26 protein-coding genes and 2 tRNA genes are annotated in these 25,493 nt (G+C 57.4%); 15 read left to right on the forward strand and 13 right to left on the reverse strand.

The window, feature by feature from the left end:
• Window positions 1-10 precede the first annotated feature (10 nt).
• Window positions 11-313 (reverse strand): DUF2849 domain-containing protein, encoded by a 303-nt coding sequence (locus tag PG871_RS09080; protein ID WP_270728570.1) that lies wholly within the window; start codon window positions 311-313, stop codon window positions 11-13.
• A gap of 140 nt (window positions 314-453) precedes the next feature.
• Here PG871_RS09080 and PG871_RS09085 point away from each other — a divergent pair, with 140 nt between their 5' ends.
• Window positions 454-915, forward strand: coding sequence for an Lrp/AsnC family transcriptional regulator (locus PG871_RS09085; protein ID WP_270728571.1), 462 nt, complete (start codon window positions 454-456; stop codon window positions 913-915).
• Between the two features lie 96 nt (window positions 916-1,011).
• On the opposite strand, the gene PG871_RS09090 is transcribed toward PG871_RS09085, so the two are convergent.
• On the reverse strand, window positions 1,012-2,193 hold the full coding sequence (locus tag PG871_RS09090) for a cytochrome P450 (RefSeq protein WP_270728573.1): 1,182 nt from the start codon (window positions 2,191-2,193) through the stop codon (window positions 1,012-1,014).
• A 159-nt stretch (window positions 2,194-2,352) separates the two neighbouring features.
• On the opposite strand from PG871_RS09090, the gene PG871_RS09095 reads away from it, so the two are divergent.
• The 4 genes from PG871_RS09095 (at window position 2,353) to PG871_RS09110 (ending at window position 7,025) form a co-directional block, all read left to right on the forward strand.
• A complete protein-coding gene (locus PG871_RS09095) occupies window positions 2,353-4,110 on the forward strand; it encodes a sensor histidine kinase (protein ID WP_270728574.1) in 1,758 nt (585 codons plus the stop codon).
• On the forward strand, window positions 4,107-5,333 hold the full coding sequence (locus tag PG871_RS09100) for a sigma-54-dependent transcriptional regulator (RefSeq protein WP_270728575.1): 1,227 nt from the start codon (window positions 4,107-4,109) through the stop codon (window positions 5,331-5,333). The genes PG871_RS09095 and PG871_RS09100 overlap by 4 nt, the downstream gene beginning before the upstream one ends.
• 9 nt (window positions 5,334-5,342) lie before the next feature.
• Window positions 5,343-5,765 (forward strand): ACT domain-containing protein, encoded by a 423-nt coding sequence (locus tag PG871_RS09105; RefSeq protein ID WP_270728577.1) that lies wholly within the window; start codon window positions 5,343-5,345, stop codon window positions 5,763-5,765.
• A gap of 96 nt (window positions 5,766-5,861) precedes the next feature.
• Window positions 5,862-7,025 carry an MFS transporter gene (locus PG871_RS09110; protein WP_270728580.1) on the forward strand — a complete coding sequence of 388 codons (1,164 nt, stop codon included), beginning with the start codon at window positions 5,862-5,864 and terminating at the stop codon, window positions 7,023-7,025.
• Window positions 7,026-7,055: 30 nt separating this feature from the next.
• Here the strand turns inward: PG871_RS09110 and PG871_RS09115 are convergent, their stop codons facing one another.
• On the reverse strand, window positions 7,056-8,144 hold the full coding sequence (locus PG871_RS09115) for a fatty acid desaturase (RefSeq protein WP_270728581.1): 1,089 nt from the start codon (window positions 8,142-8,144) through the stop codon (window positions 7,056-7,058).
• A 360-nt stretch (window positions 8,145-8,504) separates the two neighbouring features.
• On the opposite strand from PG871_RS09115, the gene PG871_RS09120 reads away from it, so the two are divergent.
• The 3 genes from PG871_RS09120 (at window position 8,505) to PG871_RS09130 (ending at window position 11,644) form a co-directional block, all read left to right on the forward strand.
• Entirely contained in the window at window positions 8,505-9,509 is a 1,005-nt protein-coding gene (locus PG871_RS09120; protein WP_270728583.1) for a DctP family TRAP transporter solute-binding subunit, read from the forward strand.
• A 90-nt stretch (window positions 9,510-9,599) separates the two neighbouring features.
• The gene (locus tag PG871_RS09125) at window positions 9,600-10,265 is read left to right on the forward strand and encodes a TRAP transporter small permease (RefSeq protein ID WP_270728586.1); all 666 of its coding nucleotides are present in this window, start codon (window positions 9,600-9,602) and stop codon (window positions 10,263-10,265) included.
• Complete coding sequence (locus PG871_RS09130) at window positions 10,265-11,644, forward strand: TRAP transporter large permease (protein ID WP_270728588.1); 1,380 nt, start codon at window positions 10,265-10,267, stop codon at window positions 11,642-11,644. Before PG871_RS09125 ends, PG871_RS09130 begins: the two co-directional genes overlap by 1 nt.
• Window positions 11,645-11,802: 158 nt before the next feature.
• On the opposite strand, the gene tpiA is transcribed toward PG871_RS09130, so the two are convergent.
• Window positions 11,803-12,552 carry a triose-phosphate isomerase gene (gene tpiA, locus PG871_RS09135; protein ID WP_270728590.1) on the reverse strand — a complete coding sequence of 250 codons (750 nt, stop codon included), beginning with the start codon at window positions 12,550-12,552 and terminating at the stop codon, window positions 11,803-11,805.
• Window positions 12,553-12,672: 120 nt separating this feature from the next.
• On the opposite strand from tpiA, the gene PG871_RS09140 reads away from it, so the two are divergent.
• Window positions 12,673-13,584, forward strand: coding sequence for an isopenicillin N synthase family dioxygenase (locus PG871_RS09140; protein ID WP_270728592.1), 912 nt, complete (start codon window positions 12,673-12,675; stop codon window positions 13,582-13,584).
• 2 nt (window positions 13,585-13,586) lie between these two features.
• Here the strand turns inward: PG871_RS09140 and PG871_RS09145 are convergent, their stop codons facing one another.
• The 5 genes from PG871_RS09145 to PG871_RS09165 form a co-directional block, all read right to left on the reverse strand.
• On the reverse strand, window positions 13,587-13,982 hold the full coding sequence (locus PG871_RS09145) for a HesB/IscA family protein (RefSeq protein ID WP_270728594.1): 396 nt from the start codon (window positions 13,980-13,982) through the stop codon (window positions 13,587-13,589).
• 119 nt (window positions 13,983-14,101) lie between these two features.
• The gene (locus PG871_RS09150; RefSeq protein WP_270728596.1) at window positions 14,102-15,310 is read right to left on the reverse strand and encodes a glycerophosphodiester phosphodiesterase family protein; all 1,209 of its coding nucleotides are present in this window, start codon (window positions 15,308-15,310) and stop codon (window positions 14,102-14,104) included.
• A 101-nt stretch (window positions 15,311-15,411) separates the two neighbouring features.
• Window positions 15,412-15,780 carry an SUF system Fe-S cluster assembly protein gene (locus PG871_RS09155; protein WP_270728599.1) on the reverse strand — a complete coding sequence of 123 codons (369 nt, stop codon included), beginning with the start codon at window positions 15,778-15,780 and terminating at the stop codon, window positions 15,412-15,414.
• A gap of 204 nt (window positions 15,781-15,984) precedes the next feature.
• Window positions 15,985-16,260: an NfeD family protein gene (locus PG871_RS09160; protein ID WP_270728601.1), complete on the reverse strand. Its 276-nt coding sequence runs from the start codon at window positions 16,258-16,260 to the stop codon at window positions 15,985-15,987.
• Complete coding sequence (locus tag PG871_RS09165) at window positions 16,260-17,147, reverse strand: SPFH domain-containing protein (protein ID WP_270728603.1); 888 nt, start codon at window positions 17,145-17,147, stop codon at window positions 16,260-16,262. The genes PG871_RS09160 and PG871_RS09165 overlap by 1 nt, the downstream gene beginning before the upstream one ends.
• Window positions 17,148-17,325: 178 nt before the next feature.
• On the opposite strand from PG871_RS09165, the gene tgt reads away from it, so the two are divergent.
• Together tgt and PG871_RS09175 are read left to right on the forward strand one after the other, a co-directional pair.
• Complete coding sequence (tgt, locus tag PG871_RS09170; RefSeq protein ID WP_270728605.1) at window positions 17,326-18,456, forward strand: tRNA guanosine(34) transglycosylase Tgt; 1,131 nt, start codon at window positions 17,326-17,328, stop codon at window positions 18,454-18,456.
• 10 nt (window positions 18,457-18,466) lie between these two features.
• Entirely contained in the window at window positions 18,467-19,015 is a 549-nt protein-coding gene (locus tag PG871_RS09175; RefSeq protein WP_270728608.1) for a hypothetical protein, read from the forward strand.
• A 64-nt stretch (window positions 19,016-19,079) separates the two neighbouring features.
• On the opposite strand, the gene PG871_RS09180 is transcribed toward PG871_RS09175, so the two are convergent.
• On the reverse strand, window positions 19,080-20,240 hold the full coding sequence (locus PG871_RS09180) for a sugar-transfer associated ATP-grasp domain-containing protein (RefSeq protein ID WP_270728610.1): 1,161 nt from the start codon (window positions 20,238-20,240) through the stop codon (window positions 19,080-19,082).
• 326 nt (window positions 20,241-20,566) lie between these two features.
• On the opposite strand from PG871_RS09180, the gene lon reads away from it, so the two are divergent.
• From lon to PG871_RS09200, 4 genes are all read left to right on the forward strand, one after another.
• Window positions 20,567-22,969 (forward strand): endopeptidase La, encoded by a 2,403-nt coding sequence (gene lon, locus PG871_RS09185; protein ID WP_270728612.1) that lies wholly within the window; start codon window positions 20,567-20,569, stop codon window positions 22,967-22,969.
• Between the two features lie 247 nt (window positions 22,970-23,216).
• On the forward strand, window positions 23,217-23,675 hold the full coding sequence (locus tag PG871_RS09190) for an HU family DNA-binding protein (RefSeq protein ID WP_270728615.1): 459 nt from the start codon (window positions 23,217-23,219) through the stop codon (window positions 23,673-23,675).
• A 19-nt stretch (window positions 23,676-23,694) separates the two neighbouring features.
• Window positions 23,695-23,769 (forward strand) — tRNA-Val (locus PG871_RS09195).
• Between the two features lie 161 nt (window positions 23,770-23,930).
• Window positions 23,931-24,006 (forward strand) — tRNA-Val (locus PG871_RS09200).
• 53 nt (window positions 24,007-24,059) lie between these two features.
• Here PG871_RS09200 and PG871_RS09205 read toward each other — a convergent pair.
• The 3 genes from PG871_RS09205 to PG871_RS09210 are packed head-to-tail and all read right to left on the reverse strand — an operon-like array spanning window position 24,060 to window position 25,424.
• Window positions 24,060-25,067, reverse strand: coding sequence for a tyrosine-type recombinase/integrase (locus PG871_RS09205; protein ID WP_443020483.1), 1,008 nt, complete (start codon window positions 25,065-25,067; stop codon window positions 24,060-24,062).
• Window positions 24,953-25,234, reverse strand: coding sequence for a helix-turn-helix domain-containing protein (locus PG871_RS20330; protein WP_443020477.1), 282 nt, complete (start codon window positions 25,232-25,234; stop codon window positions 24,953-24,955). Before PG871_RS20330 ends, PG871_RS09205 begins: the two co-directional genes overlap by 115 nt.
• Window position 25,235: 1 nt before the next feature.
• Window positions 25,236-25,424 carry a hypothetical protein gene (locus PG871_RS09210; RefSeq protein ID WP_270728619.1) on the reverse strand — a complete coding sequence of 63 codons (189 nt, stop codon included), beginning with the start codon at window positions 25,422-25,424 and terminating at the stop codon, window positions 25,236-25,238.
• Between the last annotated feature and the right edge of the window lie 69 nt (window positions 25,425-25,493).

Consider the following 25,493-nt stretch of genomic DNA (forward strand, 5'->3'; position numbering starts at 1 on the left):
TGCGTGCCTGTTACTGGCCGACAGCCTGTTTGCCGTGGAAATAGTTCGAAGGGCCGGTGCGGCGGAAATCCTCGCGGAAGTGGGTCGGCTCAGGACCGTTGCCGCTGGCCACCGCGTCTGCCAGATACGCGCCGACGATCTCGCCAACTTGCTGCTCCGCCTCAAGCAGACGCAGCTGGGCGTGAGCCTCGTCGGTCAGCAACTCGGCCTGTGGCAGGTCGCGAGTCCAGCCGTTGTTGGCAGTCAGGTAGATTACATCGCCTTCGATCAGGGCGTTTGCGGTGACAACTTTGGGTGTGAATGCACGTGGCACTGTCTCTCTCCCGTTTAAGAACTTGAGTGATATATAGGAAATATTCCCGTATATGCGCTAGATGCGGAGGGAAATAGAAACGCTTGTTCCTTGGTCGTGGCCGTGCTAGGCCGGAATTCCGAAAATACGAGGGAATTGGGATGGCATTGCGCATCGACGACATGGATCGGAAAATTCTTGGCGAATTGCAGCGCGACGCGGCGCAATCGTTGGACGAAATCGCCAAGCGGGTGGGGTCAAGCAAGACACCTGTGTGGAACCGGATTCGCAAATTGCGCGAAGCAGGCGTGATCAAACAGCAGACGGTGTTGCTTGATGCCGAAGCGCTTGGTTTTGAGGCGTGTTTCTTTGTGCTGATCCGCACCAGCGAACATGAATCCGATTGGCAGGCAAAGTTCCTGACGGCGCTTCGCGAACGTCCCGAGGTGCAGGAAGCGCATCGGTTGGCCGGTGATATCGACTATATCCTCAAGGTTCAGGTGCAGAACGCGCGGGCCTACGACAGCTTTTATCAGGCGCTGATTTCAGAGGTGAAGGTGCACAACGTGACAGCACTTTTGTCGATGGAAGAAATCAAATCGACGGCCATGCTGCCGCTGTGAGCCCAAAAAGACCCGTCTGTAAGGCGGTGGTATCGCGTCGGTATTGCGTCGGCGGTGTTTGCGCATCGCCAGGCCGGACGTTGGCCAGGCCTGACATTAGACTGTGACGTCCAGCCGTTCCAATCCGTGGAAGTGGTATGCATTGGCGTATTGCGGTGTGCCTGCAAGCGCCAAGTTGGGGCAGCGATCAAACAGGATTGGCAGCGCGATTTTCAACTCCAGTCGGGCCAGCGGCGCGCCGACGCAGAAATGCAGACCGCCACCAAATGCTGTGTTGGTTTGGATCGGGCGGGTCGGATCAAACGTGTTGGGATCGGACCAGCCTGCAGGGTCACGGTTGGCAGCACCCAGCATCAGAGCGATCTGATCACCCCGTTTGAAGGTGTGGCCTGCGACTTCGATGTCCTCATAGGCATATCGGGTGAACATGTGCAGCGGTGGATCATAGCGCAGGATTTCCTCGACCGTTCTGTCGATGCCCTCTGGCGTTAGCCAAGTCGGGTTTGTGCCTGCTTCCAAAAGCGTTTTCACGCCGTTGCCCATCGAATGCACTGTTGCCTCATGCCCCGCGTTTAACAACAGAATACAGGTGGTGATCAGCTCATCGGTAGAGAGTTTCTCGCCTTCTTCCTCGGCAGCGATCAGACGTGAGATCAAATCCTCGGACGGGGTTTTGCGACGACCGTCGATGTAGACTTTCAGATAGTCCATAAAGTCGCGGGCAGCAGAGTTGGCGGCGTCCTCATCTGAACGGGTGCGGCCGGCGGTGTACATCTTCACCATGTCATTGGACCACTTGAGGAACTGCGGGGCCATCTCGTCTGGCACGCCAAGCAAGCGAGCGATTGTGATCAGCGGCACTTGTGTACAATAAGTGTCCAGCAGGTCGAATTGATCGTCCGGAAACTGATCGATCAATGTGTGGCACAGGGTTCCGACGCCATCGGCAAGGGCTGCGATGGAGCGCGAGGTGAACGCGCGAAGCACCAAAGAGCGCAGGCGGGTGTGGCGAGGTGGCTCCAGCTCGAGCATGGAGTGCGCTTCGACCTTGTAGAAGTCGGCAACATGTTCCGGAATGTCCGGAGCGAACTCTGGCGGAACCTCGCGACCAAACTTGCGGTTCTTAAACAGCGCGCTGACCAGATCGTGGGACATAGCAGCTGGCATTTTGTAGTCATCCCAATGCACCAACGGACCAACGTCGCGGGCCGTGTCATAGAAAGGGTAGGGATTTTGAACAAAATCCGGTGCGGTCGGGGATTGGGTCAGCGTCTTCATGCGGCAGTTTTTGACCAGATGGACAGGAAAGGCAAGAGGAGCGCTGCGGTAGAAGGCGCGAAGAGAGGTTGCCGGTATTATGGCAGCGGGCGCGGGCAATTTTGAAGGTCAACATGCGCCGACTCGCGGCCAAATCCAAAAGCCGCTAGCTTGTCCTCTATGACAAACCGGATCAGGCACCGCGCAGCGATTCTGCTGTTTTCCCTGCTGGCCATTGCGGCCGTCGCGGGAGGCGTGTGGCGGTATGGTTACGGGCAGGCGCTTGAACAGTTGCATCGACGCGGCGAGGCGGATCTGGCCCTTGCAGCGGACCGTTTGACGGCGCAGTTGCAGCGATATCAAGAGCTTGCGGTTTTGATGGCCGAACATCCGACGCTTTTGGCCTTGGCCGAAGGGCATGGCGATAGCGCCGCCGCCAGAGCTTTGTTGTTGGAGGCAGCCGACAAGACATCGGCGCTGGATTTGATTTATGCAGATCCGTCGGGGCGGGTTTTGGCATCGGCGCGATCAGATGATTTGACTATCGGATCCGTGGGGCAAACCCCTCATTTCGAGCGCGCCTTGCATGGCGCTTTGGGCACGCATCACGCAGTGGATACACGCCATGACACACGGGCGTTTTACTTTGCGGCCCCGACATTCGGCACGGATCGCAAGGTGCAGGGCGCGTTGGTGGTGGTTGTTGATGTGGTTGTGGTTGAGGAGAATTGGCGCGGCGACGGCCCTGCGGTGGTTTTTTCCGATCCGGCGGGGGAGGTTTTCATCTCCAATCGCTCGGAACTTTTGTTTTGGTCGCGCGCAGAGGGCGATGTGGGCTTGAAGCCGCCGCAAGGGGCTGCGCCGCCGTTTTTGGCGTATCGGCACGGCGCTTATGAGATTTGGCAGCTTGATTGGGGGCCTTACTTGCCGACGCGGGGCCTGCATATTGTGCAGGATTTGCCGGTGATCGACATGTTGGGCGAGGCGATTGTCGACGCAGCGCCAGCGCGTCGGCTGGCGGCCTTGCAGGCGGGGTTTGTGGCCGCAGTTGCCTTGGCGTTTGGGTTGATGTTGTGGTTGGCGACCGAGCGGCGACGGGTGTTGGCGTCGGCCAATGCCGAGCTGGAAGCACGGGTTGCGGCGCGTACACAGGCTTTGAGCCAGACCAACGCGGCTTTGCGCCGCGAGGTGGCGGAACGCGAGGAGGCAGAGGCTGCGTTGAAGAAGGCGCAGGATGATTTGGTGCAGGCTGGCAAATTGAGCGCACTTGGCCAGATGAGCGCCGGTATTTCGCATGAGTTGAACCAGCCGTTGATGGCAATTCAGACATTTGCCGAAAATGGCGAGCGGTTTTTGGAGCGCGGCAACGAGGATAAGGCGGGTGAAAACCTTGGACGCATCGGGCAGATGGCGACCCGAATGGCGCGTATTATTAAAAACTTGCGCGCCTTTGCCCGCAACGAAAGCGAGCCGATGGGGCGCGTGAATTTGATCACGGTGATTGATCAGGCCGTGGAATTGAGCGGTTCGCGCTTGCGCCAAGAAGGCGTGACGCTGGATTGGGACGGCGGGCCAGCTGTGCACGCTTTGGGCGGTGAGGTCAGGTTGGGGCAAGTTTTTGTGAACCTGATCAACAATGCGGCGGATGCGATGGCCGACAGCCCCACGCGCCACATTGAGATCGTGGTAGAAAGCGCGCCGCGGCTGGCGGTGCATGTGATGGACAGCGGTCCCGGGATCGCGGAGCCGGATCGGATATTTGACCCGTTTTATACCACCAAGGAAGTGGGCAGCGCCGAGGGCATGGGGCTGGGCCTGTCGATCAGCTATGGTTTGGTGCAGAGCTTTGGCGGCAATATCCGTGGTGCAAACCGGCCGGACGGCGGCGCGGTGTTCACAGTGGAGCTTGACCGTTGGGCAGAGGAGAGTGCGGCATGACGGCGTCGGTGTTGGTTGTTGACGATGACCCGATGGTGCGCGAAGCCCTTGGGCAGACGTTGGAATTGGAAAATATTCCGGCGGTGGCAGCGGGTTCGTTTGTGGAAGCCAAAGATCTGATTGTGCCGGGGTTTGGCGGGGTGATCCTGTCGGACATGCGCATGCCGGGGCGGGACGGGTTTCACCTTTTGGCCTATGCGCGTGAAGTGGACGCCGAGCTGCCGGTGATCTTGTTGACCGGGGAGGGTGATATTCCGATGGCGGTCAAGGCGATGGCGCAGGGGGCGTTTGGCTTTCTGGAAAAACCTTGTGCGCCTTCGGAATTGGTGGCGGTGATAACTCGCGCGCAAAAAGCCCGCAGCATGGCGTTGGAGAACCGGCGCTTGAAGGCACAACTTGAAACCGGCGATGCGGCAGCGCGGTGGTTGTTTGGCACATCCGAGCGGGCAGAGGCGCTGCGCCGACAGGTGCGGCATGTGGCGCGGATCGGCGCCGAAGTGTTGGTCACCGGCGCGCCGGGCACGGGTATTTCCAAGGTCGCTGAGGTCATTCATCTATGTTCACCGCACAGCGAGGGGCCGTTTGGCAAACACACTGCGTCCGGCATGGATGTGGCGCGGTTTGAACAAGCGGTGGCGGACGCCAAAGGAGGCAGTTTGTTTCTGGACGACATTCAGGCGATGTCGATGGAGACGCAATTTGCCCTGATGGGCGCGATGGATCGGGACGGGGTGCCGCGCCTGATTTTTGGCAGCACGGCGCGGTTGGAGGACGCAGTGGGTGCGGGACAGTTGCACGCTGACCTGTATTACCGGCTGGACGGATTGCAGGTGCGTATTCCAGCATTGTCCGAGCGCACTGAAGATATCCCGGTCCTGTTTCGACACTATGTTGCGCAAGCCGCAGAGCAGGCTGGCGTGCGTGCGCCAGAGGTCACGCCGGATGTGCTGAGCGGTTTGATGGCGCGTGAATGGCCGGGCAATGCCCGCGCCTTGATGAGTGTCGCCATGCGGTTTGCGTTGGGGCTGTCGGGTGAGGAGAGTCGTGATGCGCGGTTGGGCTTGGCAGACCAGATGGCGCAGGTGGAGCGGACCTTGTTGCAGGAGGCCTTGCGCAAGCACGACGGGCGCGCGGCGGCCGTGGCAGAGGCGCTGAAATTGTCGCGGCGGACACTGTATGACAAATTGGAGAAATACGGGCTGCGGCCTGAGGATTTCAGGTGAGGACACGGCATGGTGGACACTGCAAAAACCGCGTTTGAGATGATTTCAGCTATGAATCCCGAATTGAAGAATGGCGACTATGTCTTTGCAATAACTCAAGAAAGCGATGTTGTTGCACGGCTGTTTCCGGAGGCTTTGTGTCTGTATCGAGAGGCCGAAGGGCTGTCGATGATCTTGCCCAAAGAGATCGCGGTACGCGAAGGGTTTGACGCGGACCAACCGATGCGGTGCATCACGCTGAACGTGTTTTCCGCGCTTGAGGGCGTCGGGCTCACGGCGGCGGTGGCCACGGAATTGGCAGCACACGGCATCGCCTGCAACATGGTGGCAGCCTATCACCACGACCACGCCTTTGTGCCGGCAGCGCAGGCCGAAAATGCAGTGCGCATTCTTAAATCTCGGCAACAGGCGGAAGCGGCCGGCGAAGCGTAAATCTGTTAGCGATATCAGAATGCCCGCAGTGCATCTGGACTTTGTCGCAGTTTGCGGGGAGAAATGACGCTGAGGCGAGCGAACAGGACATTCCTTTTGACCGAGACAACCGAACAAATCACTTCGGGCACCCGAAGGCAGCATTGGCGTGCGGTGGCGTCGATGTTTGCATTAAATGGCGCGTTGTTCGGCGTCTGGGCCTCGCGCATTCCGGCAATCAAAGACCTGCATTCGCTGAGCCATTCGCAGCTTGGCGGCTTGCTTTTGCTGCTGGCGGCAGGCGCGATTGTGGCGTTTCCGGTGGCGGGTTGGTTGAGCGATCGGCGCGGAGCCGCACAGGTGACGCGGATTTTGGGCGTGCTGAATGCGCTTGCGCTGTTTACGTTGGCTGTGGCTCCGGGACCAGTGACGTTGGGGCTGGTTCTTTTGGCCTTTGGGGCCTTTCACGGCGCGATGGATGTCACCATGAACGGCTGGGCTGCAGAGGTGGAACGCTGGGCCAAGCGCCCCCAAATGTCGACCTATCACGCGATGTGGTCGCTGGGCGCCGGGGTGGGCGCGGGCACCGGCTATTTGGCGATCACCTTTGGGTTTGGGCTCTTTATGCATTTCCTGATAGCGGGCGGTGGTCTGTTGTTTGTGGCGCTGCTGTTTTCGCAGGATGGCTGGGTGTCACCGGTCAACTCGAACGCTCGGGAGTCGGTATTTTCGCTGCCAAAGGGCGTTTTGATCCTTGTTGGGCTGCTGGCGATGTGTGCGTCGATGGGCGAAGGCGCCATGGCGGATTGGAGCGCGATTTACATGCGTGACGAGATTGGCGTGCGACCTGAGTGGGCGCCAATCGGGTTTGCGATTTTCTCGGCTGCGATGGTTTTGACGCGGCTGTCGGGGGGCTGGCTGACCCGACTGGCCCCACCACATCAAGTGGCGCGGGTATGCGGTTTGATTGGCAGTGGCGGTATGGCCTTGGCGATATTAAGCTCGTCCATTTGGGGCACGCTGGTGGGATTTGTGCTTTTTGGCATCGGGCTTGCGTTGATATTCCCGCTGGCCTTTAGCCGCGCGGCCAACGATCCGGACACGCCGCAGGGACAGGCCTTGGCCGGTGTGGCCACGTTGGGCTATGGCGGCATTCTGTTGGGGCCGCCCGTGATGGGGTTCATCGCCTCGGCCACATCGTTGACGGTCAGTTTCGCGGTACTGGCTGCGATGGCCCTGATGATCACGGTGCTGGCGGGTGCGCTAAAAGTACCTGATTGAATTCTTGCCTGAGCCGCGAAGCCCTCGGTTTCAGGTTTTTGCGTTGCCCTCGCATCGGTCAATTTGATCCACTTGGTGTATTGCGAGGGTGCGGCTTGCAGTGAAACCACCCCTCACATGATCCCACCACGCGCCAAAATATGAGCGCTCGGCGGTGGCGTGAAACACCTCGGGCGCGACGCGGTGTAGCGTGGGCAGGCGAGTCCAAGCCACGTTTGGAAAACTGTGATGCTCGTTGTGATAACCCGTGTTGAACAGCAGCCAATTGATGGGGCCGTAGGTGGAGCGTGTCGGGTTTTCCAGATCGTCGCCAGGATGTTCAGACAGGGATTGGCCAAGGTTTGTGATGCCGAGCTTGCCGAGAAAGAATGAGAGCGACCAGATATGGTAGAGCAGCGCCCATGGTCCAAGCAGGGCGAGCATCACAAGGTTTGAGATCAGGCTGACCACAATATAGGGGCGCATGTCGGTGTCGGTTGGATGCGTGCCGGTGAAGCGCGGCATAGGATCGCGGTTGGGACGGCCAGACAGCTTGCGATAAAGGCGCGGCATGATTTGGCCCGCGAGAAACACCGAACCAAGCGGCAGAGCATGGATAAAGAGCGTCAGGGCCGTGAGCAGAGGTTGCCACGTGGGATGCGCGCGGAACACCGATTGGCGGGCTTGCAGGGCGCAGATGTCTTCGTGTTCGTAGTCGTTGTCATAATCGCCCACAAAGGGGTGGTGGCTGGTGACGTGTTGATGCTGATAGGTGAGCTGTTTGCCATAGCTGGTGAGGATGAATTCGAGGCTGAGGTCAAAAGCCAATTTGGGGCCGGCGGCGCGGAAAATCAGCTTGTGGCAGGTTTCGTGGATCAGCGAGCTGGCGGAATGATACACCAGTTGCCCGATCAAAAATGCGGTGAGGCCGATGACCCATAAGGGTTGCCCCGACACCAGCCACGCGATGCCCCAATGCACGGCCAACAGGATCGGCAGTGCCAGTGCGGTGAGCGGCTGTGGACCGGCGAGGTCGGCCAGTTCCGGATGGGCCGCCAGAGCCTCTTTGCGCATCTCGTTGTGGCGACGGGATTGGGGCGAGATGCCGGAGGGTCGGGGCGTGTCTAGGGATGCGGTCATTGGGTCATTTCAAACAGAGCATAAAGAACAGCCCCCAGAGTAGCGACATGCCGAGGGTGGTCAATGCGGCGATTCGAAGTTGGGGTAGTGATGGGTTAACTCTTAGGGAGCCCGGTTGTGCGAATTTTCGCACAATTGTGCAGCAGGACCGTGCGGGAATTCGCACATGGCGGTGGGAATTGATTTTGATCGACTTTCAAAATGTACGTCAACTACATGAAATAGTGTGATTAAAATCCAAATTAGGGAGGCAGGTAACAAAATGTTGAGCGGTGCAGGAGAGGTTGTCACTCTTTGCTCACACGGCGCTGGGAGGCGTCTGACTGTTTTTGACTACCGACACTCTGGGAGGAGACATCCATGAAATTCCTGACCACCGCCGCCACAGCGATGGCGCTGACTGTAACCGGTGCGGGCATTGCCGCAGCAGGTTGTGACGATGGCGAAATCGTCGTTAAGTTCAGCCACGTAACCAACACCGACAAGCACCCAAAGGGTATTGCCGCGACGCTTTTGGAGCAGCGTATCAACGACGAGATGAACGGCACTATGTGCTTGGAAGTCTTCCCGAACTCGACGCTTTATAACGACAACAAAGTGCTGGAAGCGATGCTGCAAGGCGACGTTCAGCTGGCCGCACCGTCGCTGTCGAAGTTTGAGAAGTTCACCAAACAGTTCCGTATCTTTGACCTTCCATTCATGTTCAAAGACGTGAACGCGGTTGACGCATTCCAAGCATCTGACGCGGGTCAGGGCCTGCTGGACAGCATGCAGCGCCGCGGCCTGCAAGGTCTGGCGTACTGGCACAATGGCATGAAGCAGATGTCGGCGAACGTGCCGCTGGTTTCGCCAACGGATGCCAACGGTTTGAAATTCCGTGTGCAGTCTTCGGACGTGCTTGTGGCCCAGATGGAAGCCATCGGTGGTTCGCCTCAGAAAATGGCGTTCTCCGAAGTTTATGGCGCTCTGCAGCAGGGCGTTGTGGATGGGCAGGAAAACACCTGGTCCAACATCTACGGCAAGAAGTTCTTTGAAGTTCAGGACGGCGTGACCGAAACCAACCACGGCATCATCGACTATCTGGTGGTGACTTCGGTGGATTGGCTCGACAGCCTTGATCCGGCAACCCGCGATCAGTTCCTGACCATCCTTGGTGAAGTGACCGAGATGCGGAACAAAGAATCCACCGCAGTCAACGAAGCGGCCAAAGCGTCGATCGTAGAAGCGGGCGGCACAATCCGCACACTGGACGCCACACAGCGTCAGGAGTGGGTCGATACTATGATGCCGGTTTGGGACAAGTTCTCAAAAGACGTGGGTCAGGAAAACATCGACGCGGCGCAATCGATCAACGCGAAGATGTAAGGCCAATTGGCTGATATTTAACTGAAAATCGGAGCGGGCGCGCCGCGGAAGGCGCGCCCGTTTTGCAACAAAAAACACGGGATACGGGACATGCAGACCAAGCATAGTTTTGTGGACCGGATCGAAGAAACCATCATTGCGCTTCTTCTGGGGCTGATGACAGCGATCACATTCGCCAACGTCATTGCCCGGTTCGGATTCAATTCAAATATTCTCTGGGCGCTGGAGGCGACGGTTTTCCTGTTTGCCTGGCTGGTGCTTTTGGGCGCCTCTTATGCGGTCAAGAAACACAGCCATCTGGGTGTGGACGCGGTCATCAACATCTTGTCGCCGTCGACCGCACGGCTGGTCGGGCTTTTCTCGGCGGCGTGCTGTTTGGCCTTCTCGCTGCTGATGCTGAAGGGCGCTTATGACTATTGGGCGGTTTTTGCGGATCTGCCGCCCACGTCGGGCCGGTGGTTCCCGACCGGTTTTGCCGACAAATTCCGCAGCCAGTCGTTTTATGAAGTGCAGGACATTCCGATGGTCGGGATGTTCAAATTCCTCGAAGACATGATCAACTACGGCGATGAATACGAAAAACTGCCCAAGGTGGTGCCGTATATCGTGTTGCCGGTGTCGATGGCGCTGTTGGTCTATCGGTTCGTTCAGGCGTCGATTGCCATCTGGCGCGGTGAAACAGACCGGTTGGTGGCAAGCCACGAGGTCGAAGACGAAATCGAAGAAGTTCGGGCCTTGCAGGGGGAGCATGACTGATGGAAGTGGTACTTCTCTTTGCGATGGTGATCGGGCTTTTGTTGATCGGGGTACCGATTGCGGTGAGCCTTGGTCTGAGCTCGGTTCTGTTTTTGCTGTTCTTCTCGGATGCCACACTGGCGTCGGTGGCGGGCACATTGTTTGAAGCCTTTGAAGGGCATTTCACCCTGCTGGCGATCCCGTTCTTCATTCTGGCCAGTTCGTTCATGACGACAGGCGGTGTGGCGCGACGGATCATCCGGTTCTCGATTGCTTGCGTGGGGCATTTGCCCGGCGGTCTGGCGATTGCGGGTGTGTTTGCCTGTATGATGTTTGCGGCTCTGTCGGGGTCATCTCCGGCAACGGTTGTGGCGATTGGCTCGATCGTGATCGCGGGCATGCGGCAGGTGGGGTATACCAAGGAATTCGCAGCAGGCGTGATCTGTAACGCGGGTACATTGGGCATCCTGATCCCGCCTTCGATTGTGATGGTGGTTTATGCGGCGGCCGTTGAGGTGTCGGTGGGCCGGATGTTCCTTGCCGGTGTTATTCCGGGCCTGTTGGCCGGTTTCATGTTGATGGTGACGATTTACGTGATGGCGAAGGTCAAGAACCTGCCGAAAGGTGAGTGGAAGGGCTTTGGCGAGATCGTTGAAAGCGGCATGGACGCGGGCTGGGGCCTGTTCCTGATCGTGATCATTCTGGGCGGCATTTATGGAGGTGTTTTCACGCCAACTGAGGCTGCGGCGGTAGCTGCGGTCTATGCCTTCCTGATTGCCAGCTTTGTCTACAAGGACATGGGACCGCTGTCGGCAGAGAACAACGATGGTCAGAAGGTGTCTTTGCTGCGCAAGCCGCAGGCGCTGGTGACGTCGTTCTTCCACGGCGACACCAAACACACGCTTTTTGAAGCGGGCAAGCTGACAGTGACGCTGCTCTTTGTGATCGCCTGTGCGCTGATCCTGAAGCACGTTTTGACCGAACAGCAGGTTCCGCAGCAAATTGCGGGCGCGATGCTGGATGCGGGCTTTGGCCCTGTCATGTTCCTGATCGTGGTGAATGTGATCCTGCTGATCGGCGGGCAATTCATGGAACCGTCAGGGTTGCTGGTGATTGTGGCGCCTTTGGTGTTCCCGATTGCCATTCAGTTGGGCATTGATCCGATCCACTTGGGCATCATCATGGTGGTGAACATGGAAATCGGAATGATCACTCCGCCTGTGGGGCTCAACTTGTTTGTGACCTCTGGTGTGGCGGGCATGCCGATGATGGGCGTGGTGCGTGCAGCGCTGCCGTTCCTGGCTGTGCTGTTCGTCTTCCTGATCATGGTGACCTACATTCCGTGGATTTCCACTGTGTTGCCGAATGCGGTCATGGGGCCGGAGCTTATCACGAAATAGCGTAATCCAGCGGAGCGCTTACGCGCGCTCTTGTTTAAGAAAACTTCGAGGCGACGTCCCAATCGGGGCGTCGTTTTGCTTTGCGGGGCCGGAGTGTGGCGGCGGCGAGGGGACGCAGGCAGCAATGCGCAGAGCGATTGCCCCTCGTTTCGATAGGATCAGCTTGCGGCCAGCGCGTCGATGATCGGCTGGAAGTCTGCAGCCTTGAGGCTGGCGCCGCCGACCAGCGCGCCGTCAACGTTGGATACCGAGAAAATCTCTGTTGCGTTGGTCGGTTTGACGGAGCCGCCATAGAGAACCGGCACGGTGCGGCCAACGCCTTCGCCAAAGCGGCGTTCCAGGCGCATACGGATAAAATCATGCACATCGCCGATTTGCGCCAAAGTGGGCACTTTGCCGGTGCCGATGGCCCAGACCGGTTCGTAGGCGACAACGAGATTTTCACCGGTGGCCGCGTCGGGGATAGAGCCTGCAAGCTGACCGCCGATGATATCGAGTGTGTTGTCGGCCTCGCGTTCGGACAGAGTTTCGCCAACGCAGATCACCGTGCCGAGGCCGGCGTCCCACGCGGTTTGCGCCTTGGTACGCACGTCTTCGTTGCTTTCGCCGTGATTTTCGCGGCGCTCGGAATGGCCGAGGATCACGTGACTGGCGCCTGCATCGATTAGCATGTCGGCCGCAATATCACCTGTGTGAGCACCTGAGGTGGCGGTGTGGCAATCCTGACCGCCAATGTACACAGATGTGTCGGAGGCGACTTGTGCCGCGCGGGTGATCAACGTCGCGGGCGGGCAGATCAGGATGTCGGTGTTGGCGTCAGCGGGGGCGGCGTTCAGCGCCTCAAGCTCGGCCAAGGCCGCAGAGGTCCCGTTCATTTTCCAGTTACCGGCAGCCAGTTTGCGACGCATGTTTCACCTCATGGAGTTATGATGCGCCTTTTGTCGGAGCTTGGCTGTGCGACGTCAAGTCCTGCTTGCGCTGATCGAAGGATCATCGCAAGAAAGGCGGCGAATTCTGGAGAGATCAAAATGGTTCCCACATTGGATGCAACAGCGATCAAACGCCGCGACCCCGTAGCCCTGAAGGCGTTGTGTAAAGCTGTTGAGGAAGACGGGTTTCTGGTGGTGGAGAACACCGCGATTTCCAAGGCACGTGTGCTGGAGGTGATTGCGGCCTATCGGGCGTTCTTTCGTTTGCCCGAGGCCGCCAAGGCGGCTGTGGATATGGCGCAGACAGGTGGCAATCGCGGATGGGGCGCGTCGGGGTCAGAGCAAGTCGATCCGGACGCGAATCCTGATTACAAACAAGTGTTTGACTGCGGGTTTGAGCTGACGGAAGTGGATCCTGTGCGCGCCGAAGGCCTGTCGGTCTATGCGGACAATCTGTGGCCGGAGGCACCGGACACTTTCAAGCCAACCGTGCAGGCTTATTACCGCGATGCGCTGGAGGTCTGTCTGAGCCTGCTGCAAGGCATCGCGGCGGCGATTGGGGAGCCTGAAGGCTACTTTGATGCGGCGTTTAGCCGGCCTATGGCGCTGTTGCGGGGGAATTATTATCCGGAGCGGCCGGAGTGGGCGACTGACAAGGATTTTGGCATCGCCGCGCACACGGATTACGGCTGTTTGACGTTGTTGGCCACCGACGGTGTGCCGGGCCTTGAGGCGCACACGCGGGACGGCGATTGGGTGCCGGTTCAGGCTGCGCCCGGTGCGTTTATCATCAACTTTGGGGAAATGCTGGAGATATGGACCGCGGGCAGAGTGCGGGCGACGCCGCATCGGGTGATCGGTTCAAACGAGGAGCGGATTTCGGTGCCGATGTTTTTTAACCCGAACCATGACACCAACGTGGCCCCAATCGGGTCAGCTGAGGTCGTGCAGGCCGGAGACCATTTGAAGAAACGGTTTGACGAAACCTATCTGCATTTGCAGGCGGGCTAGGGTCAATTCAGCTTGGGAGCGCCGTTGGGATGTTCGGCGGCGAGTTCTTCAACATCTTTGAATTTAATTGATTCCCCGCAGCCGCAAGCATCTTCCACGTTCGGGTTGTTGAACTTGAAGCCGCTTTCCAGCAGAGACACTTCGTAGTCGATTTCAGTGCCGAATAGGAACATCTGCGCCATTGGGGCGATCATGATCACGGCGTCGTCTTGTTTGACCACTTCATCATGTTCGTTGGTCTCATCCACGTAGTCCATGGTGTATTCCATGCCCGCGCAGCCGCCCTTCTTTACGCCAATGCGCAGACCGGAGTGGCCCTTGCTAGCCATCAATTTGGCAATTTGGGCTGCAGCCTTGGGGGTCATGGTGACCGCTTGTTTTCCGGGGATGCCGAACATGGTGTTTCCTCTTCGCTTGCAGTCCAAAGTAGGCCGTGGGAGCGGGGGAAACAAGATGGCCCGACGGGATTTCCGCCGGGCCAACAGGATTGTGACGATGTGCCTTGGGCCTCGGAGGCTTAGGACGCGTCGGCCATCATGCAGTTTGCATAGTAGGTGACGGTGGCAGGCCAGTCAGAGAAGATGCCTTCTACGCCAACGTCTTGTGCCAGAACATGCATCAGTTCGAAGTACATCGCGTCGTTGTTGGTCACGTCTTTGACCGACTGGAAGTACCAGCCGCCGCCGTTGGCCAGCGGGCCGGAGCGCTCAAGCGTCCAGGTGATCAGCTTGAGACCGGCTTCTTTGGCTTTGATGGTATAGGCGGAGGGAACGATTTCGCCGTCTTTGGTTGTCACGAGCATCCACATTGGCGGTGCAATGTAGTTCACGCCACTGGCTTTCAACTCGGCAAAGTCGTGCGGGAAGGTGGAGGCGTCGTCAGAGTTGAAGCCGTCGATATTGTAAGACGCATCGAGGAAGACGGCCTGTTTGCCGAATTCTGGTTCGTTTTCAATCCAGTAGAGCACGTCTTCGAGGTTGAAGGACTGAGCCCAAACGTCTGAGGCAGGAATGCCAGCTGCTTTGTACTCGTCGATCATCTTTTGCGCGTAGTCAGCTTGGGAGAAGCCATCAAACGGCATGTCGACGGAGGGCGATTTGAGTTCGGGTGTGAACTTGGCGCCAAGATCTTTGAAAAGGGCGATCGACTCGGCATGCGTCATGATCGTGCCTTTGGTCGCATACAGATCGGTGCGCCAGCCGGCGGTGCCGTCCAGATATTCGGCCACGGTGGTCGCGGCGCTGTTGGCGGCGTCCATTTTGCCATTCAATGTGCGGTACTCGGCCAGAGTGATGTCCGAGGTGCGGCACTCAGCGGATGCTTTGGCGTCGCCTGTGGCTGCGGAGAAGCCGGTGGTGCATTTCTCGGCCAGATCGGTGGCGAGGATGTCGGTGGTGGTGTGCAGATCGTTCTGCGCGTGACGGCAGACAAGCTCTTTGTCTTTGGTGAAGGTCACGTCGCATTCAAGGATCGACGCACCCATACGCGCTGCTGCGCGATTGGATTCGACAGTGTGCTCTGGGAACATCATCGGCGCGCCGCGGTGTCCGATCGAGAAGGGGTGCGGCTGCATCGCCATGTTTTCGCATGACTGCAGTTTTTCTTTAAGAGGGCCGTCTGCCATCTGGTCGATCAAGTAGTAAGGGCGCGGGCCCAGTTCGACCTCTGCCGCGATTGCGGTCAGTGGGGTCAGGGCCAGAGCGGCCAAAAATGTGGTGCGCAACATGCGTTCACTCCCGTTGGTTGGTTCATGCAGGGGAGATCGCGCAGTTGTGTGACGCTGGCGTAGAGGTCAGGTGACGGATTTTTAAATGTTTGGTTAAAGATTTACATAAAGCCGAGTTCGAGGCGGGCCTCGTCGCTCATCATTTCCATGCCCCATGGGGGTTCCCAGACAAGCGCCACATCGACGTTACGCACGCCGCCGACACCCGCGATGGCCTCGTGCACCCAGCCGGGCATTTCGCCAGCCACAGGACAGCCCGGGGCGGTCAGGCTCATTTTGACGCTGACGTCGTTCTCGGAGGTGATTTCGATCGTGTAGATCAAGCCGAGGTCATAGATGTTCACCGGTATTTCCGGATCATACACGCTGCGACACGCCTCAACCGCCTGTTCATGCAACGGGTGGTCAACGCTGGAAGGCGCGATCAACGGGGTGCCTTCTACGGGATCTTGGTCTGGCGCGTGTGTCATGGTCTGTCCATAAATATTCCTGAGTTTTTCATATAGGAAATATGGAAGGCGAGGTCCAGAGGGGGCGGGATGACAAAACCATCAGCAATCGCACAAAACTTCCGTTCTGACCGGAGAACGCTCGGAGTGGGTGCGAAAGGCTCAAGCCGCTAAGCTTGAGCCAGGCCCAACCCTGCAAGGGGCGGGAGGACATCCGGAAGCAGATTAGTCGTTGATGTCGTGGTCAAAAGTTTTGACCTGACCGGACGGGAGCGCGAATGCGCGGCGCAGGATGAGCCAGGCGATCAGCGACAGGGCTGCAAAGATCAAGAGGATCATCGGGATCGACATCAGTTGGGCAGGACCCAACAACATTAGCCCCATGACCGCTGCTCCGATGGCAAAGCCCAGAAACACAAAGCCGGGCGCGAGGACCTCTAGGATGGCCATAATGAGCGCGGCAGCGAGCCAAGCCCACCACGTCGTTACAAGATCCGCCATTATGAGCCTCCCTTGAGCAGTTTGAACGCATCGCCAAAGGCTTCGAGCGCGGCGGCGGGCAACACGATGGTTTGACTGCCTTCGCCATTGCCCAACGAATTAAGTGCTTCGACCTGTTTCAGCGCAACTTGGTATTGCGCGGCCTCAAGGCCGTTTTCCTTGATGGCCACCGCAACCACTTGGGTGGCGTAGGCTTCGGCGTCGGCTTGAATGCGGCGGGCCTTGGCGATTTGCTCGGCGGCGTAAAGCTCGGCGTCGGCGGCCAGTTCGACGGCGCGGCGGGTGCCTTCGGCCTCGGTCACTTGCGCGCGGCGAGCGCGTTCGGCGTTGAGCTGTTGCAGCATCGCGTCGCGGGTGGCTTGGTCGAGGTTTACGTCCAAGATTTCGGCGCGGGTCACTTCGATACCCCAGTCATCCACGGCGGTTTCAACGCTTTTCTGGATCGCCCCAATCAGGTTGGCGCGGTTGGATTGCACTTCGTCCAAGTCCATTTTGCCGATCTCGGCACGCACGATCCCGGCCACAGTGGTGGAAATCGCGCCGTCCACGTCGCGGATCCGGTACACGGTCTTTTCCGGCTCGATGATGCGGTAGAAAACAGAGGTGTCGATTTGCACAAGCACGTTGTCTTTGGTGATTGCATCCTGCGAAGCGTTGGGCAGTTGGCGTTCCAAAATTGAAATCTGGTGACGCACAACATCCAGAAAAGGCACGACAAAATTGATGCCAGGCCCGAGAACCGAATGCAGGCGGCCAAAACGCTCGACCACGTGTTTTTCTGATTGCGGTACGATGCGCACGCCTTTGAGCACGACGATGATCAAGAAGATCGCCGCCAGGATCAATACGATGTTTTGTGAAAGAAGGCCGATCAGTAGATCTTCCATGGTTTCCCTCTGCTCCCTTATAAATGTCTTTGTGTTTTCATGACTTAGAATGTGGTGGATGACCAGTGTTTTACAAGATCGTACCAAAGGCGTAAGGAGGGGGAAACCTGACTGGAACTCCCCCTGTTTGCTGGGTGAATTCCTCGCACCTTACCTGAAATAACAGCCTGTGACGCCGATGACCGAGAGATTTTCTTTTGCCCTGAATGCCACCGATGGAAAAGCCCGCACGGGCGTGATTTCCACACCAAGGGGCGAGATACGCACGCCTGCGTTTATGCCTGTGGGCACGGCGGCCACTGTCAAGGCGATGATGCCGGAAAGCGTACGCGCGACCGGGGCGGATATTTTGCTGGGCAATACGTATCACTTGATGCTGCGCCCGACGGCTGAGCGGATTGACCGCCTTGGGGGGTTGCACAAATTTATGAACTGGGACCGGCCCATTTTGACGGATTCGGGTGGATTTCAGGTGATGAGCCTTGCCGAGCTGCGCAAGCTTACCGAGAAAGGCGTGACCTTTAAGAGCCACATTGATGGGTCCAAGCACGAGCTTACGCCGGAGCGGTCGATGGAGATCCAGCGGCTGTTGGGCAGCGATATTGTCATGTGTTTTGACGAATGTCCGGCCTTGCCCGCGGACCGCGCGCGCATAGCGGAAAGCATGCGGTTGTCGATGCGATGGGCTGCGCGCTCCAAGGAGGCGTTTGGCGATCGTCCCGGGCACGCGCTGTTTGGTATTATGCAAGGTGGTTTGGAACAGGATTTCCGTGAGGAATCCGCCGAAGCGCTCAAAGAGATCGGTTTTGATGGCTACGCTGTTGGCGGTCTGGCTGTGGGCGAGGGGCAGGAGGGCATGTTTGCGTGTCTGGATTATGCACCCGACATGCTGCCAGTGGATAAGCCGCGCTATTTGATGGGCGTGGGCAAGCCGGATGACATTGTGGGTGCCGTCAAACGCGGTATCGATATGATGGATTGCGTGTTGCCAAGCCGCTCAGGTCGCACGGGGCAGGTGTTTACCCGTTATGGCGTGGTGAACATCAAGAATGCGCGGCATCAGGATGATCCGCGGCCTTTGGATGAACATTGTGGCTGCCCCGCCTGTTCGAACTATTCACGCGCTTATTTGCATCATGTGTTCCGGTCCAATGAGATGATCTCGGGTATGCTGCTGACGTGGCACAACCTGCATTATTTCCAAGAGCTGATGCAGGGCATGCGCGATGCGATTGCGGCGGGAACATTTGCGGCTTGGGAAGCGGAATTTCATGCGCGGCGGGCGCAGGGTGATATCGAGCCGGTGTGAGGTGAAGGCCATGAAGCGTTTGTTTGCAATAGCAGCGATTATGATGGCGCCAAGTTGGGTGTTGGCTGACGGGTTTTGCGATGTCACGGATCCGGCGGAGGTCTACGCGCGGCTGGCCGGCAATTGGGAGCGTGAAGGCAGCACGTCGGTAGATGGCGCGGACACGTCTTTTATTCGACCCGCGAGGGTGTTCGCCACGCGGATTTCAGCGGATGGCATGTTTCAGTCGGGGTTTGTCGATAGCCTGATGGGCGAAGAAGTGGCGTTGGAATGGATCACGCCGAAGCCTTATGGCGTGGATCGTGTGGATGATGTGCTTGATGCCACAGAACGTGCCGATCTGGCGGACGTACTGAGCGACACGCGCTGTGGGCCTGAGTCGTTACCACAGTTGCAGCTGGAGCTGCCCGAATTTGAAGGCGGGGTGAGCGTATTTGGGACCATCACGCTGGTGCCCTTTTTCGATGACCGCGTGCTGGAGATTTCCGAGCTGACTTTGCGGAGCGACGAAACGGTGCTGTTCATGGTCGAAACGGTTCTTTTGCAGCCCGCGAACTGAAAAAGTTTTGGCGTGCAGGCGGAATTTGCGTGAGCGCGACACGCAAGCGTCGCGCCCAGCAGCGTTAGATCAGGCCAAACAGCTTTTTGCGTTTCGGGCGCGCGGCAAAATCATATCCGCAACCTTCAAAGAAGGCGCGCACCTCGGGTGTGAGCATGCCACGGCGGCTGGCGTATTGCGGCAAATCGAAACCACCGCCGTAGTTCAATTCAACCACCACCGGCCCGTCAGGCGTGATGGCGATGTCTGTGGATTGATAGCGAATGGGGGCAAAGATGCGGGCGGCACGATCATTGATGTCGCGCAATTCGTCCCAGCAGGGCAGCTTTAGGCCCATCAGGCCGGCGACCTCGGGGTGATCGTCAAGAAACTCGGTTTCCACACCGCGCAGCGCGACGGTTTTGATTTCACCGGTGTCCACGTCGATGCTGCAGGCGAGGTTGCCCGGACGCCAGAAGGCATCTGCGATGTTGTCGCCCTGTGGCATCTTGATGATAGCAACCGGGCAATAAACGTCGGCGTCGCGCACCAGATTGACCATGCGCACTGTGGCGAGGGCCGAGCAGTATTTGGCAAAGCCGTCATGATTGCCGAGCACGGATTGTACGATATAGGCGTTGCCGGCAACAAAATCGCTGAGGAAATCCGCGTAAGTCATCGGAGCGTGACCGGTGCAGTGGATGTGGGTGTCGTCAGCCTTTTCAACGCGGAAGGCGCCAAAGCTGACCATGCCGTCGGTCACTTTGCCAAAAAGCTGTTTGTCGCTATTGGCCAGCAGCAGGGTTTTGAGGCCTTCGGCGGTGTCGATTTTTGTCAGGCCGGGGTAGAGGCGGGCGGAGGTGTCGATCACCGCGAGGCTCTCAGGAACCGCGACCCCACCGGCCTGCAGCAAGGTGCCTGCGAGGGCCTTGTCTTCGGCGGCGGCGGTCCAGCGTTTGTTGTTGCAGGTGTGCGTGATTGGCCAATGCAAGTCGTTTGACAGAAACTCAGCACGTTGCTCGGGTGTGTAGCGGTCCAAATCGTAGAGGCCGGTACGGATATATTCGACCATATTGAGCCGCGCGTCCGATTTTGCCATTTGCGAAAACTCGCGTTGGATCGCCAGCACTGAGCGGCCGGATTTTTTGGCCGCATAGGCCAGCAGGTCTTTGTGACTGTTGTCGCGCATCGAATAATAGTGCTGCAAGTCAAGATCAGCGGCGGAGGATTTGGCGTCTGTTGTCATAGGGTAATCCAGCGTGTTGAGAGGCTTTGGTTCCAATTTGGAAACAATTATGTTGGGGAAATGCGGTGAAAAAATGGCGTTCAAAAAGATTTGTGGATTGGTGATGAGTGACGTCGAATATTTAAGCCATAACCGCAAAATCCAAACATTTAGGGCTTTAGCGCCTTGTGACTTAGGACTTGGAAAGGCATTGTGGTTGCCAAGCAAAAAAGAGCGGTTGAATCGATAGGGGATGGCCCCCATTTCAGTTAGCCGAGGAAACGGAAAGTGGACGTGTGGTTGCCTAGAATGGGACCCGGGCCGCTTTGCTAGAACAAGGAATACTCATGTTAGAGTCTCTCAACCCATCTTATCCCGTCTTGCCGCTGCGCGACATTGTGGTCTTCCCGCATATGATCGTGCCGCTGTTTGTAGGACGGGACAAATCGGTCCGCGCGCTTGAAGAGGTGATGGCCGATGACAAACAGATCCTGTTGTCGAGCCAGATCGACCCCGCTGAGGATGATCCGGGTCCCGACGGGATTTATCGCACCGGTGTGTTGGCCAATGTGTTGCAACTGTTGAAGCTGCCCGATGGCACCGTAAAGGTGCTGGTCGAAGGCCAAAGCCGTGTGACCATCGCAGATTTCATCGAAAACGAGAATTTCTTTGAAGCCCGCGCTGAGCATCTTGAAGAAATGCCCGGTGATCTCGCCACCATCGAAGCGCTTTTGCGCTCTGTTGGCGATGAGTTCGAGCGCTATGCCAAGGTCAAGAAGAACATCCCCGAAGAGGCGCTGAGCGCTGTTGAGGAAGCCGAAGAGCCAGCGCGTCTGGCCGATCTGGTGGCCGGTCATCTGGGCATCGAAGTGGACCAGAAGCAGGATCTGCTTGAGACCCTGTCGGTCAGCGAGCGGCTTGAGAAGGTATATGGTCTGATGCAGGGCGAGATGAGCGTTTTGCAGGTCGAGAAGAAGATCAAGACACGCGTCAAAACCCAGATGGAGAAGACGCAGCGCGAGTACTATTTGAATGAGCAGATGAAAGCCATTCAGAAGGAACTTGGCGACGGCGAAGAGGGCGAAGGCGAGATTGCCGAGCTTGAGGACAAGATTGGTAAGACCAAGCTGTCCAAGGAAGCCAAAGAAAAGGCGGATGCCGAGCTGAAGAAGCTCAAGAACATGAGCCCGATGTCAGCCGAAGCCACAGTTGTGCGCAACTATCTGGATTGGATGCTGTCCATTCCGTGGGGCAAAAAAGGCCGCGTGAAAAAGGACCTGAATGCCGCGCAAGCGATGTTGGATACGGATCACTACGGTCTGGAAAAGGTTAAAGAACGCATTGTTGAGTACCTTGCAGTGCAGCAAAGATCGAGCAAGCTCAAAGGCCCGATCATGTGCCTTGTGGGCCCTCCTGGTGTGGGTAAAACCTCGCTTGGCAAATCGGTTGCCAAGGCGACAGGACGTGAGTTCATCCGCATTTCGCTGGGCGGTGTGCGTGATGAAAGCGAAATCCGCGGTCACCGGCGGACCTATATCGGCTCCATGCCCGGTAAGATCATTCAGGCACTGAAAAAGGCGAAAACCACAAATCCGCTGATCTTGCTCGATGAAATCGACAAGATGGGGCAGGATTTCCGTGGCGATCCCGCATCCGCGATGCTTGAAGTGCTTGATCCTGAACAGAACAGTACGTTTGTCGATCACTACCTTGAGGTGGAATACGATCTGTCTAACGTCATGTTCCTGACCACGGCGAACTCCTACAACATGCCCGGACCTTTGCTGGACCGGATGGAGATCATTTCGCTTGCGGGCTACACCGAAGACGAGAAGCGCGAAATTGCGCGCCAGCACCTGATCGACAAACAGATCAAGAACCACGGCCTTAAGAAGGGCGAGTTCGAAGTGTCTGATGATGCAATTCAGGAAATTGTCCGGACATACACGCGCGAAGCCGGTGTGCGGAATCTTGAGCGCGAATTGGCCAAGCTGACACGTAAGGCTGTGACCAAAATCGTTAAAGGCGAAGAGGAAACCGTTTCGGTGACCGCGGACAACCTTGATGACTTCCTTGGTGTGAAAAAGTTCCGTTACGGGCTTGCCGAAGATGAAAATCAGGTGGGTGTCGTCACCGGTCTGGCCTGGACCAGCGTTGGCGGCGATCTGCTGCACATCGAAGGTCTGAAACTGCCCGGTAAAGGGCGGATGAAGACCACAGGTAAGCTCGGCGACGTGATGAAGGAGTCGATTGATGCGGCGTCTTCTTATGTGCGTTCGATCAGCCCGCAGATTGGTGTGAAACCAACGCTGTTTGACAAGATCGACATCCACGTACACGTACCTGATGGTGCGACGCCCAAGGATGGCCCGTCTGCGGGTCTGGCAATGGTGACGTCGATTGTGTCGGTTTTGACCGGCATTCCGGTGCGCAAAGATATGGCGATGACCGGCGAAGTCAGCCTACGCGGCAATGCAATGCCGATTGGTGGTCTGAAAGAGAAACTGCTCGCGGCCCTGCGTGGCGGCATCAAGACGGTGCTGATCCCGCAGGAAAACGAAAAGGATCTGGCGGACATTCCGGACAACGTTAAGGCGGGTCTGGATATCATTCCGGTCAAACACGTGTCAGAAGTTCTGAAGCTGGCCTTGGTTGATGAACCCGAAGCCATTGAGTGGGACGAAGCGGCAGAAGAAGCTGCGGCGGCTGCTTTGAAGGCGGAGCAGGGGGCCTCGGCCACGGCACACTGACGCCACTTTAAGCAAAACTGAAGCAAAGCGCGTCCCTGAAAAGGGGCGCGTTTTTTTGCACGAAAATGGCCTATCTTGTGGTTTGTAGGCGCTCTAGCGACAACAAATTGGGATAGCGGTGGTTTTATGAGGGGGCGCCTGATAGGGTTGAGGCGAGTATATGAGCAATGCCGCGTCGGTTTGCGGCGACAATTATTTGAGTGAGACAGTAATGGCCAAAACTCCTTCGAGCAGCACACGTAAAACCATGACAACCCGCAGCCGGTCCACGACAACCGCGCGCAAAACCACGTCGGCGAAGACAACCGCCACGAGCAAAGCCGCGTCTTCCAGCGCTGCCGCGACAGCTGCAACACTTGCGTCGACTGCGAGTAAGGTGCCTGAGGGTGTTGTGGTTGCAGCACCTGAAAAAGACGGTTCCGAAGAAATGCGCAAAAACGAGTTGTTTGATGCCGTTGTCGAACGGTCCGGTATCAGGAAAAAGTTCGCCAAGCCCGCAATCGAGGCAGCCTTGGCCATTCTTGGAGAGGCATTGGAAGAGGGACGGGCACTGCAATTGCCGCCTTTGGGCCGCGTCAAGGTACAGAAATCCAAGGATATAGACGGCGGGGTTGTGATCACAACGCGCGTTCGGCGTAAGGAGACGTCTGAGGCTGAAGAGACCAAGGAAACTGGCGGGGACACTATTGCAGAGGCTTCTGACTGAGGATAAACAGCGCGACACCGGGTGATTAGCTCAGTGGTAGAGCGCTTCGTTCACATCGAAGATGTCAGGAGTTCAAATCTCTTATCACCCACCATCTTTGGCACGGGCGCTCCCTTAAAAGGTCGAGCGCCCTTTGTCGTTTTGAAGCAAGCGGTGGTCTGCATGGGGCCCTGAAAAGCAAATTTGCGTTGGAATGATTTTTTCGCAAATATGGGCTTGCGCTCGGCTTTTGGGCGGGCTAAACGCTGCTCCACCGGGTCGTTAGCTCAGTTGGTAGAGCGCTTCGTTTACACCGAAGATGTCGGGAGTTCGAGCCTCTCACGACCCACCATTAAATCAACGCATTTCCCTGTTTTTACAAAGTGTGCGTCAGTTCGTTGAACTTTAGCTCACGCTCTTTTCAATTCGGATTTGGTCAAAGTCGAGAATACCGGCGGCATCAGCTAAATGGTCCGGCGCATAGCGGGCATATGTAGAGTAAGTGATCGCCACGTTTGAGTGTCCCAGATATTGAGCGACTTTCTCCATTGGCACTCCTCCGGCAACCATATGAACCGCTGCAGAATGGCGAATAGTGTGGAGTGTCACGTCTTTCAGTTCGGCCCGTTCGACCGCTCCCTCGAATCCTTTGCGGATACTCTTGATTTTCCCGCCCGCGTATTCCACGACATAGTCGCTCAAGGCGGCGTCGTGGGCTGTAAGCAGAGCCGCCCGTATCCCCGCATTCATGGACAAAATCGCGCGGCCTTTTCTGGTGTTGGCGTCGTCTAGCCGTAAATTGATGATACCGGTCTGGAAATTCACCCGGTTCCAGGTCAGGTCGAGAATCGCTCCCACGCGCCCAGCTGTCGCAAACAGCAGGTGGATTGCGAGCGCGATGTGAGGCGCGTTTGCTGCATTCACCAGGGAAACGATCTCGTCTTTTTCGAGATAGCGTTCCTTTGGCATCGGCTTGGCGGGGCGCTCGATTGCAGGGGCGCTGGAAATCAGTCTCTCGCGCACGGCAAAGCGGAGCGCGCTGCGCAGGTGGCCAAGTTCAGTATGAACCGTGCCTTGAGATTTTCCCGCGTCAAGGCGCTTTTCAACGTATTGCCGACAGAGAGCTGTGTTGATCTGATCAGGGCGGAATGCGCCAAAATGTGCCAGCACTGACTTCCCAGTGTAGTGGATGGTCTTGGCGGTGGTCTTGTCGCCCAAATCAATTCGGTAAGCTTCCCAAATGTCCGAGATGGTCAGCGTGCCTCGCTTGCGATGCAGCGTTTTTTCCCTGTAGACATCTATTGCTTCCGGTTCGGCTTGCGCTCGGGAGCGTGCCTTAAGCTGATAACGTCTTCGTTTTCCGTCTTCTTGCCAGAAGACGCAGAATCCCCCTCGAAATCGACCGATGTTGATGTCTGACATGCTTCTACTTCCTCTACGAATGATGCGGGAATGCGATAAAGGCGGCCAAGCCGAAAGTGGCGCAGTTTACCTTCGTTGCATTGGGTGCGGATGGTTGTCGCGCTGACACCCCAGCGATCGGCAAGTGCTTCCACGGTAAATGGAGACGCTGTGGTCATGTCAGTTGCCTTTTGTCGTGGCGGCTGAGTAAGGCAAGTCGTGGCCAAGGTGTTTGGTCCTATTGTGTTTTCTGTTGACTGCGGGTGCACAAATGAGCTTCGCAGCCCAAAGCGTTGCGATGTAGCGCTCCGCCAGAAGTTCGAAGAGGGCTCCTACGGAAGATTTTGTGCGGGTGGTCTTAGTCGTCATGAGTGGTGTCCTCGTTAAAGGGGAAGCAGTCTTCCCGATTGTTGTTTTGAGGACCTCAGACGCTTTGAA

This window comes from Shimia sp. Alg240-R146 (genome assembly GCF_947331465.1).
Taxonomy (GTDB): domain Bacteria; phylum Pseudomonadota; class Alphaproteobacteria; order Rhodobacterales; family Rhodobacteraceae; genus Shimia.